The organism is Paucibacter sp. Y2R2-4 (assembly GCF_025717535.1).
Classification (GTDB): domain Bacteria; phylum Pseudomonadota; class Gammaproteobacteria; order Burkholderiales; family Burkholderiaceae_C; genus Paucibacter_A.
On sequence record NZ_JAJIRO010000001.1, the window covers coordinates 440053 to 456075 of the forward strand.

The 16023-nt window shown below is 60.6% G+C and carries 12 protein-coding genes; 3 read left to right on the forward strand and 9 right to left on the reverse strand.

Annotated elements, in window-relative coordinates:
* Window positions 1–27: 27 nt before the first annotated feature.
* The 8 genes from LNV06_RS01875 to rimP form a co-directional block, all read right to left on the reverse strand.
* The gene (locus LNV06_RS01875) at window positions 28–1146 is read right to left on the reverse strand and encodes an enoyl-CoA hydratase/isomerase family protein (RefSeq protein ID WP_263536543.1); all 1119 of its coding nucleotides are present in this window, start codon (window positions 1144–1146) and stop codon (window positions 28–30) included.
* Window positions 1143–2138 (reverse strand): DMT family transporter, encoded by a 996-nt coding sequence (locus LNV06_RS01880; protein WP_263536544.1) that lies wholly within the window; start codon window positions 2136–2138, stop codon window positions 1143–1145. Before LNV06_RS01880 ends, LNV06_RS01875 begins: the two co-directional genes overlap by 4 nt.
* 120 nt (window positions 2139–2258) lie before the next feature.
* Window positions 2259–4082 (reverse strand): translational GTPase TypA, encoded by a 1824-nt coding sequence (typA, locus tag LNV06_RS01885; protein WP_263536545.1) that lies wholly within the window; start codon window positions 4080–4082, stop codon window positions 2259–2261.
* 26 nt (window positions 4083–4108) lie between these two features.
* On the reverse strand, window positions 4109–5077 hold the full coding sequence (truB, locus tag LNV06_RS01890; protein WP_263536546.1) for a tRNA pseudouridine(55) synthase TruB: 969 nt from the start codon (window positions 5075–5077) through the stop codon (window positions 4109–4111).
* 9 nt (window positions 5078–5086) lie between these two features.
* Complete coding sequence (gene rbfA, locus LNV06_RS01895; protein WP_318013409.1) at window positions 5087–5536, reverse strand: 30S ribosome-binding factor RbfA; 450 nt, start codon at window positions 5534–5536, stop codon at window positions 5087–5089.
* 102 nt (window positions 5537–5638) lie between these two features.
* Complete coding sequence (gene infB / locus LNV06_RS01900; RefSeq protein WP_263536547.1) at window positions 5639–8677, reverse strand: translation initiation factor IF-2; 3039 nt, start codon at window positions 8675–8677, stop codon at window positions 5639–5641.
* A 67-nt stretch (window positions 8678–8744) separates the two neighbouring features.
* Window positions 8745–10223 (reverse strand): transcription termination factor NusA, encoded by a 1479-nt coding sequence (gene nusA, locus LNV06_RS01905; protein WP_263536548.1) that lies wholly within the window; start codon window positions 10221–10223, stop codon window positions 8745–8747.
* Window positions 10220–10864 carry a ribosome maturation factor RimP gene (gene rimP, locus LNV06_RS01910; RefSeq protein ID WP_263536549.1) on the reverse strand — a complete coding sequence of 215 codons (645 nt, stop codon included), beginning with the start codon at window positions 10862–10864 and terminating at the stop codon, window positions 10220–10222. The genes nusA and rimP overlap by 4 nt, the downstream gene beginning before the upstream one ends.
* A gap of 377 nt (window positions 10865–11241) precedes the next feature.
* Between rimP and fabI the strand changes: the two genes are divergently transcribed.
* Window positions 11242–12030 carry an enoyl-ACP reductase FabI gene (gene fabI, locus LNV06_RS01915; RefSeq protein ID WP_263536550.1) on the forward strand — a complete coding sequence of 263 codons (789 nt, stop codon included), beginning with the start codon at window positions 11242–11244 and terminating at the stop codon, window positions 12028–12030.
* Between the two features lie 92 nt (window positions 12031–12122).
* Here fabI and LNV06_RS01920 read toward each other — a convergent pair whose 3' ends face one another.
* Window positions 12123–14381 (reverse strand): arginine/lysine/ornithine decarboxylase, encoded by a 2259-nt coding sequence (locus tag LNV06_RS01920; RefSeq protein WP_263536551.1) that lies wholly within the window; start codon window positions 14379–14381, stop codon window positions 12123–12125.
* 188 nt (window positions 14382–14569) lie between these two features.
* On the opposite strand from LNV06_RS01920, the gene LNV06_RS01925 reads away from it, so the two are divergent.
* Together LNV06_RS01925 and LNV06_RS01930 are read left to right on the forward strand one after the other, a co-directional pair.
* Entirely contained in the window at window positions 14570–15022 is a 453-nt protein-coding gene (locus LNV06_RS01925; protein ID WP_263536552.1) for an NfeD family protein, read from the forward strand.
* Between the two features lie 74 nt (window positions 15023–15096).
* Entirely contained in the window at window positions 15097–16017 is a 921-nt protein-coding gene (locus LNV06_RS01930) for an SPFH domain-containing protein (RefSeq protein WP_263536553.1), read from the forward strand.
* The last annotated feature ends 6 nt before the right edge of the window (window positions 16018–16023 follow it).

Consider the following 16023-nt stretch of genomic DNA (forward strand, 5'->3'; position numbering starts at 1 on the left):
GGGGTGCCGCTGAGCTCAGCTTTAGGCCTACTTCAGATCCCGCAGCGGATGCGAATCTGCGGCCCAAGGCGAGGCGAAAAATGCCAACACTTCTTCGCGGCTGACGTCTTCGATGCGGGCCGGGTTCCAGCGCGGCGCATGGTCTTTGTCGACAGCCAAAGCACGAATGCCTTCCACCGTTTCACTCTGCTCGGCCGGACGCAGATGAAAGCAGTGGTGCACGATATCGCGCTCCATGCGCAGGTCTTCGGCCAAGCTGAGCTTGCGGGCGCGGCGCAGTTGCTCCAGCGTTACGGCCATCATCAAGGGCGAGCGCTTCTTCAATGTGGCCAATTGATGCTGAGCCCATTCATCATCAGCACTGGCCAGCGAGGTCATGATGGCTGCCACATCGGCATGCGCAAAGTGACGATCGATACGGCTGCGCAGGCTGACATGGTCTGCTGCAGGGGCCAGATCCACATGCTCCATCACCGTGGCGACCACATGCTCGGCACTCGACTGCTCGCCTTGCTTGAAGGCCTCGATCAAGGCCGGCATGGCGGAGCTTTGAACATACACGTCGCCCAAGCTCAGCTCGATCGCATCGCCGGCGCCGATGGGCTGACCCGTCAAGGCCAGCCATTCACCGACATGACCCGGGCATTGGCTGAGGAAGTAGCCACCTCCCACATCGGGGAACAGCCCAATATGAGTTTCAGGCATGGCCAGCTTGGAATGATCGGTCAGCACACGTAACTTCGCACCTTGGCTGATGCCCATGCCGCCCCCCATCACCACACCGTCCATCAAGGCGATATAGGGTTTGGCGTAGTTGTGAATCAGGTGATTGAGCGCGTATTCCTCGGTGAAGAAGTCGCCCAAAGACGCGTCGCCGGCCAAGGCCGCACGATGGAAAAAGCGAATATCGCCGCCAGCACAAAACGCCGCCGGCTTGCCTGGGCGCCCAGCCCCCATGACCACCACCGCTTCGATAGCTGGCGTGCTGGCCCAATGCAAAAGCAAGCTGCTCAGATCGCGAATCATGGGCAGGGACAGGGCGTTCAAGGCCTCGGGCCGATTCAAGGTGATCAGACCCAGGCAACCGTTGACCTCGGCCACGATCTGGCCGCCAGAACACAAAGCAGGAATCAAGGGGGGCGTCATGCCTCTCTCCGCGAAGTTTGAGTTGTTGAATTGGTATCGAGCGCGGCCGGCTGGCGGCTTTCAGCCCGCCATCCTAATAGCTCATTCGCGATCAAGGCCAGCAGGACCAGTGAACCGCCAAGCATAGCGGCAGAAGACGGTGTCTCGCCGCCCCAGACCCAGGCCCACAAGACACCGAGCACCACTTCCAACTGGCCCAGCAAGGCCAGTTCAGGGCCGATCAAGACGCGGCTCAGCCGCACTACCAGCAGGCAGGGGATCGCTAGTTGAAACACACCCAAGCCAGCCAGCAATGCCAGATCATGCCCATTGGCCTGCATGGGCCAGGCCAGGGGCAACATGAGCGCGGTGGAGATCAGCGCGCCGAACAGCACAGCCAAGGGCATGTCGTCTACCGCGGAGCGAAGCTGAGTTTGCGCTTCGCTCGGCTCTGGCGCCGTGGAACTGAGATGCCCCACATGCTGAAGCACGCACCAATTCACCGCCGCGGCCATGGGCACACCCAGCGCCACCAAAATACCGAGCACGCCGGACGCGCTCGCGATGGAGGCATCGTTGGACGCCGCCATCTCATGGCCAAACATCCAGGCGATCCCGATGCTGGCCAAGGCGATCGCCCACCAGGTGCGCGCCGGCATCTGATGCTTGAGCGCCAAACGCGACAGCAGTGCCGTCAGCAAAGGCCCCAAAGCCATGGTGACCAAGACATTGGCCACCGTGGTCAGCGTCAATGCCACCATGAAAGCCGTGAACATTACTGCCCAGCAAAGGCCTGACACCCACACCAAAGCGGGTGCCGAACGCAATTGCGACCACAGGGCAGGCCCGCGCAGCCAATACAAGCCCAGCAGCAAAGCCAAGGCATTGAATCCGCTGCGCCAGAAAGTCAGCTCAAAGCCCCGCGCCGCTTCCAGATGACGCGTCACCACGCCTGCTGTACTCCACAGCAGGGTGACCAGCAGCATCAAAAAGACAGCCTTGCGATGGGTCATGCTCAGCAAATGAGAGCGGCCCCAAGGGGGCCGCGGGCGTCCAACTGATTAGAGCCTTCCTCTTGGAGGGAGGCTGGAGGGAGCCAAACACAGCGCGCAGCAAGCGCGCGTAGCAAAGCTTTAGCTGCGCGACGCGCGCTTGCGCTCGTTCTCCGACAGGTGACGCTTACGCAGACGCACGCTCTTCGGCGTGATTTCGACCAACTCGTCGTCGTCAATGAAGTCGACGCCGTATTCCAAGGTCAGGTCGATCGGAGGCGTGATCTTGATCGCGTCTTCCTTGCCGCTAACGCGGAAGTTGGTCAGCTGCTTGGTGCGGGTGGCGTTAACCACCAGATCGTTGTCGCGGCTGTGGATGCCGACGATCATGCCTTCATACACCGGGTCATTCGGCTTCACGAACATGCGGCCGCGATCATCCAGCTTGCCCAGCGCGTAGGTGAAGATTTCGCCATCGTCCATGGAGATCAGCACGCCGTTCTTACGGCCGCCGATTTCACCCTTGTGGGCTTCGTAGCCGTCGAAGATCGACGAGATCAGGCCGGAACCACGGGTCAAGTTCATGAACTCGTTGGAGAAACCGATCAGGCCACGAGCCGGAATGCGGTACTCCAGGCGCACGCGACCATGGCCGTCCGGCTCCATATTCAGCATTTCGCCCTTGCGCAGACCCAGGGCCTGCATCACGCCACCTTGGTGGATTTCTTCCACGTCGGCCGTCACCAGTTCCATTGGCTCGCACTTCACGCCGTCGATGTCTTGGAACATCACGCGCGGCTTGGACACAGCCAGCTCATAGCCTTCACGGCGCATGTTTTCCAACAGGATGGTCAGGTGCAATTCACCACGACCACACACTTCAAAGATACCGTCTTCGTCGGTTTCCTTCACGCGCAGAGCCACGTTGTGCTGCAGTTCTTTTTGCAGACGGTCCCAGATTTGGCGGCTGGTGACGAACTTGCCTTCACGGCCGGCCAGGGGCGAGGTGTTGACGCAGAAGTTCATGGTCAGCGTCGGCTCGTCCACCTTCAGCATGGGCAGCGGGCTGGGGTTGGCTTGGTCGGTGACGGTCACGCCGATACCGATGTCCTCGATACCGTTGATCAGCACGATGTTGCCGGGGCCGGCTTCGGTCACTTGCACGCGGTCCAGACCTTGGAAGGTCAGCACTTGGTTGATACGGCCATTGATGGACTTGCCGTCCGGGCCTTCCATCACTGCGACTTGCATGCCAGGCTTGATGGTGCCTTGGCTGATACGGCCCACGCCGATACGGCCGACGAAGGTCGAGAAGTCCAGCGCCGAGATTTGCAGCTGCAGCGGAGCAGCCGGGTCACCCGACTGGGCCGGCACATGCTTCAGCACGGTGTTGAACAGGGCGGACATGTCCGGGCCCCACTGCTCACCGGGCGTGCCCTCTTCGAGCGAGGTCCAGCCGTTGATGCCCGAGGCGTACACCACCGGGAAGTCGAGTTGCTCGTCGGTCGCGCCCAGCTTGTCGAACAGGTCGAAAGCGGCGTTGATGACGGCGTCAGGCTTGGCACCCGGCTTGTCGACCTTGTTGACCACCACGATAGGCTTCAGACCCAGGGCCAAGGCCTTCTTGGTCACGAAGCGAGTCTGAGGCATCGGGCCTTCTTGCGCATCGATCAGCAGCACCACACCGTCCACCATGGACAAGGCGCGCTCGACTTCACCGCCGAAGTCCGCGTGGCCCGGGGTGTCGACGATGTTGATGTGAGTGCCTTCCCAAGACACGGCGCAGTTCTTGGCCAAGATCGTGATGCCGCGCTCACGTTCGATGGCGTTGTTGTCCATCACTGTGTCGACGACTTTTTCGTGGTCGGCGAAGGTGCCGCTTTGACGCAGCAATTGGTCGACCATGGTGGTTTTGCCATGGTCAACGTGGGCGATGATGGCGATGTTACGAATCTGCTTGCTCATACGACACTTTCAAAAAATTCTGGACTTCAAACGGTTGAGGCGGCGTCTGCGGTGCAAAGACTTTGCACCTCCGCGGGGCTCAACAGTCGGTCGGCAATCAAGTCACCGGCCTGGATATGGGCGCTGCCTAGAAAGGCTTGCGGTTCGGGTCCGTAAACCCGCACCTGCGGCGCATCGGGGGCGGCAACACGGCGCCGCAGACCGGTCAAGAAGCGGGCGGCCTCGTCGCTGCTGAGTCGCAGCTCGGGCCAGTCCGCCAACAAGGCGTCGGGCGGACGCAGCAAAGCCTCCCGCTCAACTTCGGTCAAGGCCGCCAAGGCGTCCAGACTGATGGCTTGCTCAACATTCAAGGGGCCAGAGCCCGTGCGGCGCAGCGCGCTCAGTGAGGCGCCACAACCCAAAACGCGGCCGAGATCTTCGGCCAGCGTGCGGATATAGGTGCCCTTGCTGCAGCGCACCGCCAGGGTCAACTGCTCAGCTTGCCAGCCCAAGATGTCAATCGAATGAATCGTGACGCGGCGCGAAGGCCGCTCGATATGGATGCCGGCACGGGCGTATTCATAGAGCGGCCGGCCTTCGTGCTTGAGCGCCGAATACATCGGCGGCACCTGATCGATCTCGCCGGTGAACTGAGCGCAAGCGGCTTCGATCTGCTCGCGCGTCACGGCCTGAGCCGCGGCTTCTTGACGGTCCAGCACCTCACCCTCGGCGTCGCCGGTGGTGGTGGTCAAGCCGAGAAACAGCGTGGCCTCATAGGCCTTGTCTGCATCCAGGCTGACCTGGCTGAACTTGGTACCCGCCCCAAAACACAGCGGCAACAAGCCGGTGGCCAAGGGGTCCAGCGTGCCGGTATGGCCGGCCTTCTCCGCCCGCAACAGCCATTTGGCTTTTTGCAGCGCATCGTTGCTGGACAGGCCCAACGGCTTGTCCAGGAGCAGCACACCGTGCACGGCACGGCGCTGGATCCTCGTGCGCGGGGCTTGGGTGGTCGTCATCGGATGAATTTACTCGGATGCGCGGTCTTTGGCATCTGCCGATGGCGCTTCGGCTTCGGCGGCAGGCGCCTCACCTTGTGCATCAGCTTGCGCCTCATCGTCCAAGGCTCGCGTGGCGTTCGCCTTGTTGATCAAGGCGCTCAGCTCAGCGGCGCGCTCAATCGTGCGGTCGTAATGGAAATGCAGGCTGGGCACGGTGTGGATTTGCAAACGCTTGAACAAGCCGTTGCGCAAAAAGCCGGCCGCTTCATTCAAGGCCTCGCCGGTTTCCACCGGGTCGCCGACCAGCACCGAAAAGAAGACCTTGGCATGCGCATAGTCAGGCGTGACCTCGACGGCATTGACCGTGGCCATGCCGATACGGGGATCTTTCAGCTCGCGGATCAACTCGGCCAGATCGCGTTGGATCTGGTCGGCCACACGAAAGCTGCGGTTAGGGATGACTCGTTTATGTCGCATATTCAGCTACTCCTTGCTCGGTGCTCATTGCCCGGACCCACAAGTACAAACCCCGCCACTCTTGGGAGGGCGGGGTTTGCTCTGGGTGAGGGCAAATCCGCCTTACAGCGTTCGGGCCACTTCCTTGACCTCGAAAAATTCCAGCTGATCGCCCTCGGCGATGTCGCTGTAGTTCTTCAGCTTGATACCGCACTCGAAGCCTTCGCGGACTTCTCGCACATCGTCCTTCATGCGCTTGAGTGTGTCGATTTCGCCGGTGTAGATCACCACGTTTTCGCGCAGCAAGCGGAAGCGAGCCGAACGGTTGACCGTACCTGCAGTGACCATACAGCCGGCAATGGTGCCGATCTTGGTCGCCACGAACACGGTGCGGATCTCGGCCATGCCGATGACTTCTTCGCGCTGCTCGGGAGCCAGCATGCCGGTCATCGCTGCCTTCACTTCATCCACGGCGTCGTAAATGATGTTGTAGTAGCGCAGATCAACGGCATTGCCTTCGGCCAGCTTGCGCGCACCAGCGTCAGCACGGACGTTAAAGCCGATGATGACGGCCTTAGAGGCGATCGCCAAATTGACGTCCGACTCGCTGATGCCACCAACAGCGGCGTGCACGATTTGGACCTTGACTTCGGGCGTCGACAGCTTGAGCAGCGAAGAAGCCAGCGCTTCTTGCGAACCCTGCACATCGGACTTGATGATGATGCCCAGCGTCTGCACATCGCCAGCGGCCATGTCGGAGAACATATTCTCCAGCTTGGCGGCTTGTTGACGTGAGAGCTTCACATCACGGTACTTGCCCGAGCGGAAGGTGGCGATTTCACGGGCACGGCGCTCATCGGCCAGGACCATGAATTCATCACCGGCCTGCGGCACTTCGGTCAGACCTTGAATTTCCACCGGGATGGACGGGCCGGCTTCGGTCGCAGCCTTGCCGTCTTCGTCCAGCATGGCGCGAACGCGGCCATAGGTCGAACCGGCCAGCACCACGTCGCCGCGCTTCAAGGTACCGGACTGCACCAAGATGGTGGCCACAGGGCCGCGGCCCTTGTCCAAACGCGCTTCGATCACCAGGCCCTTGGCCATCGAGGCCACCGGAGCGGTCAGTTCCAGCACTTCGGCTTGCAGCAGCACTTGTTCCAGCAAGGCATCCATGCCTTCGCCGGTCTTGGCCGAGACGGGCACGAAGGGGGTGTCGCCACCGAAGTCTTCGGGAACGACGCCTTCAGCCACCAACTCGCCCTTCAGGCGCTCGATGTTGACGCCCGGCTTATCGATCTTGTTCATCGCCACGACCAGCGGCACACCGGCCGCCTTGGCGTGGTGAATCGCTTCCTTGGTCTGGGGCATCACGCCGTCGTCCGCTGCCACCACCAGGATGACGATGTCGGTCGCCGTAGCACCACGAGCACGCATGGCCGTAAAGGCGGCGTGACCCGGGGTGTCCAGGAAGGTGATCATGCCGCGCGGCGTTTCCACGTGGTAAGCACCGATGTGCTGCGTAATGCCACCAGCTTCGCCAGCGGCCACACGGGCACGACGCACATAGTCCAGCAGCGAGGTCTTGCCGTGGTCGACGTGACCCATAACAGTAACGACCGGAGCGCGCGGCAAGGCTTCGGCCTGCTCGGCGCCAGCGCCCTCTTCTTCGAGGAAGGCATCCGGATCATCCAGCTTGGCCGCAAAGGCCTTGTGACCCATTTCTTCGACCAAAATCATGGCCGTTTCTTGGTCCAGCTGCTGGTTGATGGTGCACATCTGGCCCAGCTTCATCAAATGCTTGATGACCTCAGAGGCCTTGATGGACATCTTGTGGGCCAAATCGGCCACCGAGATGGTCTCGGGGATGTGAACCTCTTGCACCTGCATTTCGGCGGGCGCGACGAAGGTCGACGGCGCTCCGCCACGACGATCGGCACCACGATCAGAGCCACCACGACGACCACCGGCCGCACCGCGGCTCGGCGCACGCCAGCCGCCAGCAGCAGGACGCGCACCGCCGGGTGCAGCAGCACCGGCAGGCTTGGCGCCGCCACGCTTCTTGTCATCCGACCAGCTCGACGAGAGCTTTTCGGACTTGACCGATTTCTTGTCACCAGGCTTGGCTGCCGTAGCAGCACCGGCCGCAGGTGCACCAGGAGCGCCCACCTTCTTATGGATGGTGCCCTTGATGGCTTCCTTCGGCGCTTCAACCGGCTTGGGTTCTTCCTTCTTCGCTACCATCACCTTCTTAGGTGCATTCATCATCGCGCGAATGGCGGCAGCTTCGGCCTCAGCGGCCTTGCGGCGGCGCTCAAGGTCCACGGCCTTTTGCTTTTCTTCTGCGCCGACGTCCACAGCCTTCACCACGCGCAGTGCGGGCTTGGGCGCTTCAGTGGCGGCAGGGGCAGCGGCCGGAGCGGCAACTGCCGCAGCGGGCGCTTCAACTGGCGCAACAGCGACCGGAGCAGCGACGGGCGCTACAACCGGTGCGGGCGCAGGCGCGCGAGCAGCGGCAGCGGCCTTGTTGATGGCGGCGGCTTCACGTGCCACCGACTCAGCGGTGGGGCGAGCCTTGGTCGCCTTGCTGGCGGCCTTGGCGGCTGCAGCCTCAGCGGCTTCAGCAGCGACGCGAGCGGCGGCTTCTTCAGCAGCACGAGCTTCAGCGGCGGCCTTCTCTTGACGGCGCTGCTCTTCAGCTTCGCGAGCCAAGCGATCGGCTTCTTCACGTTCACGAACGCGAGCGGCCAGCTCTTCTTCTTGCTGGCGCAAGGAAGCGGCTTGGGCCTTGGCCTCGTCTTCGCGACGCTGCAAATCAGCCTCTTCAGCCGCAGCGGCTGCGGCTTCATCGACACCGGCCACGCCGTCCATCTTGACGAAGGTGCGCTTCTTGCGCACTTCCACCTGAATGGTGCGAGCCTTGCCACTGGCATCGGCTTGCTTGATTTCGCTGGTCGACTTGCGGGTCAGCGTGATCTTTTTGCGGTCGGCGCTTGCGGTCCCGTGCGAGGTGCGCAGGTAGTCAAGCAGACGCTCCTTGTCGGCTTCGTTCAATGCGTCATCGGTAGACGCGGTCTTGACGCCTGCTGCTTGAAGCTGCTCAAGCAGCGTGCTCGCAGGCCTATTCAGCTCTGCGGCAAACTGGGCGACGGTGGTCACAGCCATTGTTGAATCCTTAACTTATGCGGTCGGTGCTGGGCGAATGATGGGTTTTGAATGAAGCCATAAGGCCTCAAGCAGTGAACCAATGTTCGCGGGCCTTCATGATCATGGTGCGGGCGGCGCCCTCTTCCATGCCAGCGATTTCAACGAGTTCGTCGACGGCCAGATCGGCCAGGTCGTCGCGAGTGTGGATGTCGCCATCGGAGAGTTTGGCGATCAGATCAGGCGTCATGCCTTCCAGATCACGCAGGTCTTGGGACACTTCCTCGACCTTCTCTTCGCGGGCAATCTCCATGGTCAACAGAGCATCTTTTGCGCGGGTACGCAGCTCATTGACCGTGTCCTCGTCGAAGGCCTCAACTTCCAGCATTTCCTGCATAGGCACGTAGGCCACTTCTTCCAGGCTGGTAAAACCCTCGGCGATCAGGATATCGGCGACTTCGGCATCCACATCGAGTTTCTCGATGAAGAGCTTGCGCACCGATTCCGATTCCTGCTCATGCTTCACGGCCGATTCCTCGGCCGACATGATGTTGATACGCCAGCCGGTCAGCTCGGAAGCGAGCCGCACGTTCTGGCCGCCACGGCCGATGGCAATGGCGAGGTTTTCCTCGTCCACCACCACGTCCATGGCATGACGTTCTTCGTCCACCACGATGGACTGCACATTCGCCGGCGCCAAGGCGCCGATCACGAATTGAGCCGGGTCTTCCGACCACAGCACGATGTCCACACGCTCACCGGCCAACTCATTGGTCACGCCGTTGACGCGCGAACCCCGCACGCCAACGCAGGTGCCGATGGGGTCGACGCGCTTGTCGTGCGAGAGCACAGCCAACTTGGCACGCGAGCCGGCGTCGCGAGCGCAGCTCTTGATTTCCAGCAGACCTTGTTCGATCTCAGGCACTTCCTGAGCGAACAACTCGGTCATGAACTGAGGTGCGCTGCGCGACAGCATGATCTGCGGGCCGCGTTGGGTCGGGTCCACACCCAGGATCACCGCACGAACACGGTCACCGGTGCGCAGATTTTCCTTGGGGATCATCTCGGTGCGCTTCAGGCGTCCTTCGATGCGGCCGGACTCGGCAATGATGTCGCCCTTGTCCAAACGCTTGACGGTGCCGACGAAGATTTGCTCGCCACGAGCCAAGAAGTCGTTCAGCAACTGTTCACGCTCAGCGTCACGGATCTTTTGCAGAATGACTTGCTTGGCGGCTTGTGCGCCAATGCGACCGATTGGCACCGATTCGATTGGCTCTTCGATGTGGTCTTCCACCTCGATGTCAGGAATTTGTTCCTGAGCTTCAAACAGCAGGATTTCGGCGTCAGGGTTTTGCAGGCCGGCCTCATTGGGCACAACATGCCAGCGACGGAAGGTCTCGTAGGCGCCAGACTCGCGATCAACAGACACGCGAATATCGGCTTCGCCACCACACAGCTTTTTGGTGGCCGAAGCCAGCGCTGCTTCAACAGCACCAAACACGACGTCGAGTTCGACGCTCTTCTCGCGAGAAATCGCGTCCACCAACATCAACAGTTCGCGGTTCATTGATCAGGACCTCCGTCTACTTTGTCATCTTTTCGCGCCGGCTTGCTCCGCGCCGGCTTCTTCGCAGGAGCCGGCTTCACGCCGCGACCCTTGAAGCTGATCGCAGGCACCAGTCGCGCCTCACGCACTTCTTCAAGGGAAAAATCCAAGGCCTGGTCGGCCTTGCCATCATTGAAAATCACACGCCATGCATCCGAGACTGGCAGCGCTGCAGCCACTGCGGCTGCAGCGCCCTCGACTGCGGGCTGAGCCTCAGCCGACTCAGCGGCCACAGCATCCAAGGCCACTTGAGCGCTCAGCAAGCCGCGATATTTTTTGCGCCCCTGAAAAGGCATGCGCAGCGTCAGTTCGATTTCTTCGCCCACAAAGCGCGCATATTCAGCCGCCTTCTTCAAAGGACGATCCAGCCCGGGCGAGGAAACCTCTAGCCGCTCATAGGCACAGGCCTCGACCTCAAGCAAATACTGCAACTGCCGCGTCACGCGCTCACAGTCTTCGACGCTGATCAACTCACCCGCCAGGGCTTGCTCAGGCAATTTATCGATGTACACACGCAGCAATCCAGCCGGACTGCGCTCGCAGTCCACCAAGTCGTAACCGAGACCGGTTACGGTTTTTTCAACAGCTTCTTGCCAATTCATGCGTGGTATTTCTTCGATCTCTCTTGCGTTTTCGCGAATCGCTTACGGCGACCCCGGTCAGCGGCTCAAATTTTATGCAAAGAACGTTCAAGCAAAAAAAATGGGCTGGATGAATCCGCCCAACCCCTGCTTGCCCAACCAGATCGATCCACTCTACGAGTCAAATCCATCCGGCCTGCCATATTCACCTTGCTTCTGGCGCCCGCTCGCTTGCATCAAATGCACTGACTTAACGCCAATGACTTATTGCATAAGCATCGAGCTGCCTTAGCGAAGCCGGGATTGTACTATGCAAGCACTGTGCCGACAAGCTTGCGGCTTGCAAGCACGCAATGCCATGCGAAAATCCCCGGTTGATTCAAACCAAAGGAGCCACTATGGGATTTCTCGCAGGCAAGCGATTGCTGATCACCGGCCTACTGTCCAACCGATCCATCGCTTACGGCATTGCAAAAGCCTGCCACCGCGAGGGTGCGGAATTGGCGTTCAGCTATCAAGGCGAACGATTCAAAGATCGCATCACCGAATTTGCCGCCGAGTTTGATTCAAAGCTGGTGTTTGATTGCGACGTCTCCAGCGACGAACAACTGGAAGCCCTGTTTGCCGATTTGGGCCAAGCCTGGCCTGAGTTTGACGGCTTTGTGCACTCCATCGGCTTCGCACCGCGCGACGCCATTGCTGGCGATTTTCTGGACGGTTTGACCCGCGAGAACTTCCGTATTGCGCACGACATCTCGGCCTACAGCTTCCCCGCCATGGCCAAGCTGGCCGCACCGCGCCTGCGCGCCGGCGCTTCGCTGTTGACCCTGTCTTATCTGGGTGCCGCACGCTATGTGCCGAATTACAACACCATGGGTCTGGCCAAGGCCTCACTGGAAGCCAGCGTGCGCTACTTGGCGCAATCGATGGGCAAGCGCGCGGTACGGGTGAACGGCTTGTCGGCAGGCCCGATCAAAACCTTGGCCGCCTCGGGCATCAAGGACTTCGGCAAATTGCTGACTCAGTTCGCTGCCAACACGCCCATCCGCCGCAATATCACGATTGAAGACGTGGGCAATGTGGCTGCCTTCTTGTTGTCAGATTTGGCTGCCGGCGTCAGCGCTGAAATCATGTACGTAGACGGCGGCTACAGCCACGTCGCCCTGACGGACGAAGAGCAAGGCTAAGGGCCCCGCAAGCCCAAGAGCCGCAGCAAACGCTGCGGCCTTGCAAACAAAAACGGGACCCGCGGGTCCCGTTTTTTCATTCAGCCTCGCCGTCAGTCGCGCACGCAATCGACGTAGTAACGCGAACGGCCGTCTTCGCCCTTCTCTTCCACCAGACCATGCACATCGGTGGCAAAGCCAGGGAACTTGGCGTTGAAGTCACGCGTGAACGTCAGATAGTCGACGATTCTCTTGTTGAAACGCTCACCCGGAATCAACAAAGGAATACCGGGCGGGTAAGGCGTTAGCAGCGAAGTGGTCACGCGACCTTCCAGCTGATCGATCTCGACACGCTCGGTACGGCGATGAGCGATGTGCGCAAACGCATCGCTAGGCTTCATGGCCGGCTCCAGGTCGGACAGATAGACCTCGGTGGTCAGGCGCGCAATGTCGCCCTTGGCATAGGCCTCGTGGATGTTCTGGCAGAGGTCACGCAAGCCCATGCGCTCGTAGCGCGGCTGGGCGGCACAGAACTCCGGCAAGATGCGCCACAGCGGCGCGTTCTTGTCGTAGTCGTCCTTGAACTGCTGCAGCGCGGTCAACAGCGTGTTCCAACGGCCCTTGGTGATGCCGATGGTGAAGAGGATGAAGAAGCTGTACAAGCCTGTCTTCTCGACCACCACACCGTGCTCGGCCAGGAACTTGGTGACGATGGAGGCCGGAATACCGGTCTCGGCAAACTTGCCGCTCATGTCCATGCCGGGCGTGATGATGGTGGACTTGATCGGGTCCAGCATATTGAAGCCGGCCGCGATCTCACCAAAGCCGTGCCAAGCCTCATTGGCGCCCAGCATCCAGTCGGCCGGCTTGCCATAGCCATCTTCGACCAATTGATCCGGACCCCAGACCTTGAACCACCAGTCCTGGTCGTACTCTTCGTCCACCTTGCGCATGGCGCGCCGGAAGTCCAAGGCCTCAGAGATGCTCTCCTCCACCAAGGCCGTACCGCCCGGAGGTTCCATCATGGCCGCTGCCACATCGCAGCTGGCGATGATGGAGTATTGCGGGCTGGTGGAGGTGTGCATCAGGTAGGCCTCGTTGAACAAATGCTTGTCCAGCTTGACGTCCTGTGAGTCCTGCACCAAGACTTGCGAAGCCTGGCTCAGGCCCGCCAGCAGCTTGTGGGTGGACTGGGTGGCATAGACCATGGCCGTCTTCGGGCGCGGACGATTCTTGCCCATGGCATGGTAGGAGCCATAGAAGTTATGGAAGGCCGCATGCGGCAACCAAGCTTCGTCGAAATGCAGGGTATCGATCCAGCCGTCCAGCTTCTTCTTGATGGTCTCGGTGTTGTAGAGCACGCCGTCGTAGGTGCTCTGGGTCAGCGTCATGATGCGCGGCTTGACGGTTTCGGCGTCCACACCCTTGAGCAACGGGTTCTTGGCGATCTTCTTCTTGATGGTCTCGGGCGAGAACTCGCTCTCAGGGATCGGGCCGATGATGCCGTAGTGATTGCGCGTTGGCGTCATGAAGACCGGCACAGCACCGGTCATGATGATGCTGTGCAGAATGCTCTTGTGGCAGTTGCGATCCACCACCACCACATCGCCCGGCGCCACCGTGTGGTGCCAGACCATCTTGTTCGAAGTGCTGGTGCCATTGGTGACGAAGAAGCAATGGTCGGCATTGAAGATGCGCGCCGCATTCTTCTCGGACGCCGCCACCGGGCCGGTGTGGTCCAGCAGTTGGCCCAGTTCTTCCACCGCATTGCAGACGTCGGCGCGCAGCATGTTCTCACCGAAGAACTGGTGGAACATCTGGCCCACCGGGCTCTTCAGGAAGGCAACGCCGCCCGAATGGCCGGGGCAATGCCAGCTGTAAGAGCCGTCTTGCGCGTAGTCCATCAGCGCCTTGAAGAACGGCGGCGCCAGGCCGTCGAGGTAGCTCTTGGCCTCGCGGATGATGTGGCGGGCCACGAACTCCGGCGTGTCCTCGAACATATGAATGAAGCCGTGCAGCTCACGCAGGATGTCGTTGGGCAAGTGCTGGGAGGTGCGCGTCTCGCCGTAGATGTAGATCGGGATGTCGGCGTTCTTGAAACGGATCTCTTCAATGAACTTGCGCAGGCTCAGCACCGCTGGATCCAGCTCGGGGCCGGGTGTGAATTCTTCGTCGTCGATGGACAGAATGAAAGCGCTGGCGCGGCTTTGCTGCTGAGCAAACTGGCTCAGATCGCCATAGCTCGTGGCGCCCAGGACTTCAAAGCCCTCCTTCTGGATTGCGTCGGCCAGGGCACGAATACCCAAACCCGAGGTGTTCTCGGAACGGTAGTCCTCGTCGATGATGACGATGGGAAAACGAAAACGAAGCATCGTGAGCCTCCAGAGGCTGGGACAGAAAAAAAGAAAGGCGCGAAGTGTAGGGCCAAGTTGGTGCTCAGCGCCCACTGCGCGCGCCTTTTGGCGCAAACATTACAAAGCGCACGCCGCCAGGGCTCCAAATCAGGCATGAGCCAGGGCGATACACTGATTTGACAACATCATGACCAATAGGGAGTGACATGGAGATGACTCAAGCCAATGCTTGGTGGATTGCCTGTGGCGTTTTGATCGCCATTGAGATGGCCACCGGCACCTTTTACCTGCTGATGCTGGCCCTCGGCTGCGCAGCGGGTGCGCTGGCCGCCTATCTGGGCCTGGCCGGCCCACAACAAATTGTCGCCGCCGCCCTGATTGGCGGCGCCGCCGTGGTGATTTGCCGCAAGCTGCGCAAAAAGAACGCCCCCAGCTTGCCCGCCGACGCCAACGCCGATGTGCACATCGATATCGGCCAAGCCGTTCAGGTGGAAGCCTGGGCACCCGATGGCAGTGCGCTCGTCAAGTACCGCGGCGCCCAATGGCAGGCTCGCTTCCAATGCAACATTCAAGGCAGCATTCAAGGCCATGCGCAGCCCGAGCCGGGCCGCTATGTGATTCGCGCGATCGAAGGCAGCTGCTTGGTCCTGGGCCACTGAAGGCTTTGCGAACACCGCTTGAACCGTTCACTCATCCAAACAATCAATAAACCAAAGATCTCAGGGAGAAATTCATGGAAATTGCCTTGGTGCTGCTTTTTGTTGCAGCCATCTTCATCATTCAATCAATCAAGGTCGTGCCACAGCAAAACGCTTGGGTGGTCGAGCGCCTTGGCAAGTACCACGGCACCTTGACGCCGGGCTTGAACTTTCTGGTCCCTTTCATCGACCGCCTGGCATACAAACACTCGCTGAAAGAAATCCCGCTCGATGTGCCCAGCCAGGTCTGCATCACCAAAGACAACACCCAGCTGACGGTGGACGGCATCCTTTACTTTCAGGTGACCGATGCCATGCGCGCCAGCTATGGCTCCAGCAACTTCATCGTGGCCATCACGCAGTTGGCGCAAACCACGCTGCGCTCGGTCATCGGCCGCATGGAGCTGGACCGCACTTTTGAAGAGCGCGATGTCATCAACAGCTCAGTGGTGCAAGCCCTGGATGAAGCCGCCACCAACTGGGGCGTCAAGGTCTTGCGCTACGAAATCAAAGACCTGACGCCACCCGCGGTCATCTTGCACGCCATGCAAGCGCAAATCACAGCCGAGCGCGAAAAGCGCGCGCTGATCGCCGCCTCTGAAGGCCGTCGTCAAGAGCAAATCAATATCGCGACCGGTGCCCGCGAAGCCGCCATTGCTCGCTCAGAAGGCGAAAAGCAGGCCGAAATCAACAAGGCGCAAGGCGAAGCCGCCGCTATCACCGCCGTGGCCGACGCCACCTCAGACGCCATCCGCAAGATTGCCGGCGCCATTCAAGAACCGGGCGGCGATCAAGCGGTTCAGCTGAAAGTGGCCGAAAAAGCCGTGGATGCCTTTGCCCAACTCGCCAAGACCAACAACACCATGATCGTGCCGGCCAGCATGAGCGAAGTCTCGGGCCTGATCGGCACCGCCATGGCACTGATGAAGAACAAGGGCGCCGGACCAAACCCTTGATAGGCC

Coding starts and splice junctions, on each gene's coding strand:
- LNV06_RS01875 (WP_263536543.1), bottom strand. CDS start 1,146: ATGACGCCCCCCTTGATTCCTGCTTTGTGTTCTGGCGGCCAGATCGTG.
- LNV06_RS01880 (WP_263536544.1), bottom strand. CDS start 2,138: ATGACCCATCGCAAGGCTGTCTTTTTGATGCTGCTGGTCACCCTGCTG.
- typA (WP_263536545.1), bottom strand. CDS start 4,082: ATGAGCAAGCAGATTCGTAACATCGCCATCATCGCCCACGTTGACCAT.
- truB (WP_263536546.1), bottom strand. CDS start 5,077: ATGACGACCACCCAAGCCCCGCGCACGAGGATCCAGCGCCGTGCCGTG.
- rbfA (WP_318013409.1), bottom strand. CDS start 5,536: ATGCGACATAAACGAGTCATCCCTAACCGCAGCTTTCGTGTGGCCGAC.
- infB (WP_263536547.1), bottom strand. CDS start 8,677: ATGGCTGTGACCACCGTCGCCCAGTTTGCCGCAGAGCTGAATAGGCCT.
- nusA (WP_263536548.1), bottom strand. CDS start 10,223: ATGAACCGCGAACTGTTGATGTTGGTGGACGCGATTTCTCGCGAGAAG.
- rimP (WP_263536549.1), bottom strand. CDS start 10,864: ATGAATTGGCAAGAAGCTGTTGAAAAAACCGTAACCGGTCTCGGTTAC.
- fabI (WP_263536550.1), top strand. CDS start 11,242: ATGGGATTTCTCGCAGGCAAGCGATTGCTGATCACCGGCCTACTGTCC.
- LNV06_RS01920 (WP_263536551.1), bottom strand. CDS start 14,381: ATGCTTCGTTTTCGTTTTCCCATCGTCATCATCGACGAGGACTACCGT.
- LNV06_RS01925 (WP_263536552.1), top strand. CDS start 14,570: ATGGAGATGACTCAAGCCAATGCTTGGTGGATTGCCTGTGGCGTTTTG.
- LNV06_RS01930 (WP_263536553.1), top strand. CDS start 15,097: ATGGAAATTGCCTTGGTGCTGCTTTTTGTTGCAGCCATCTTCATCATT.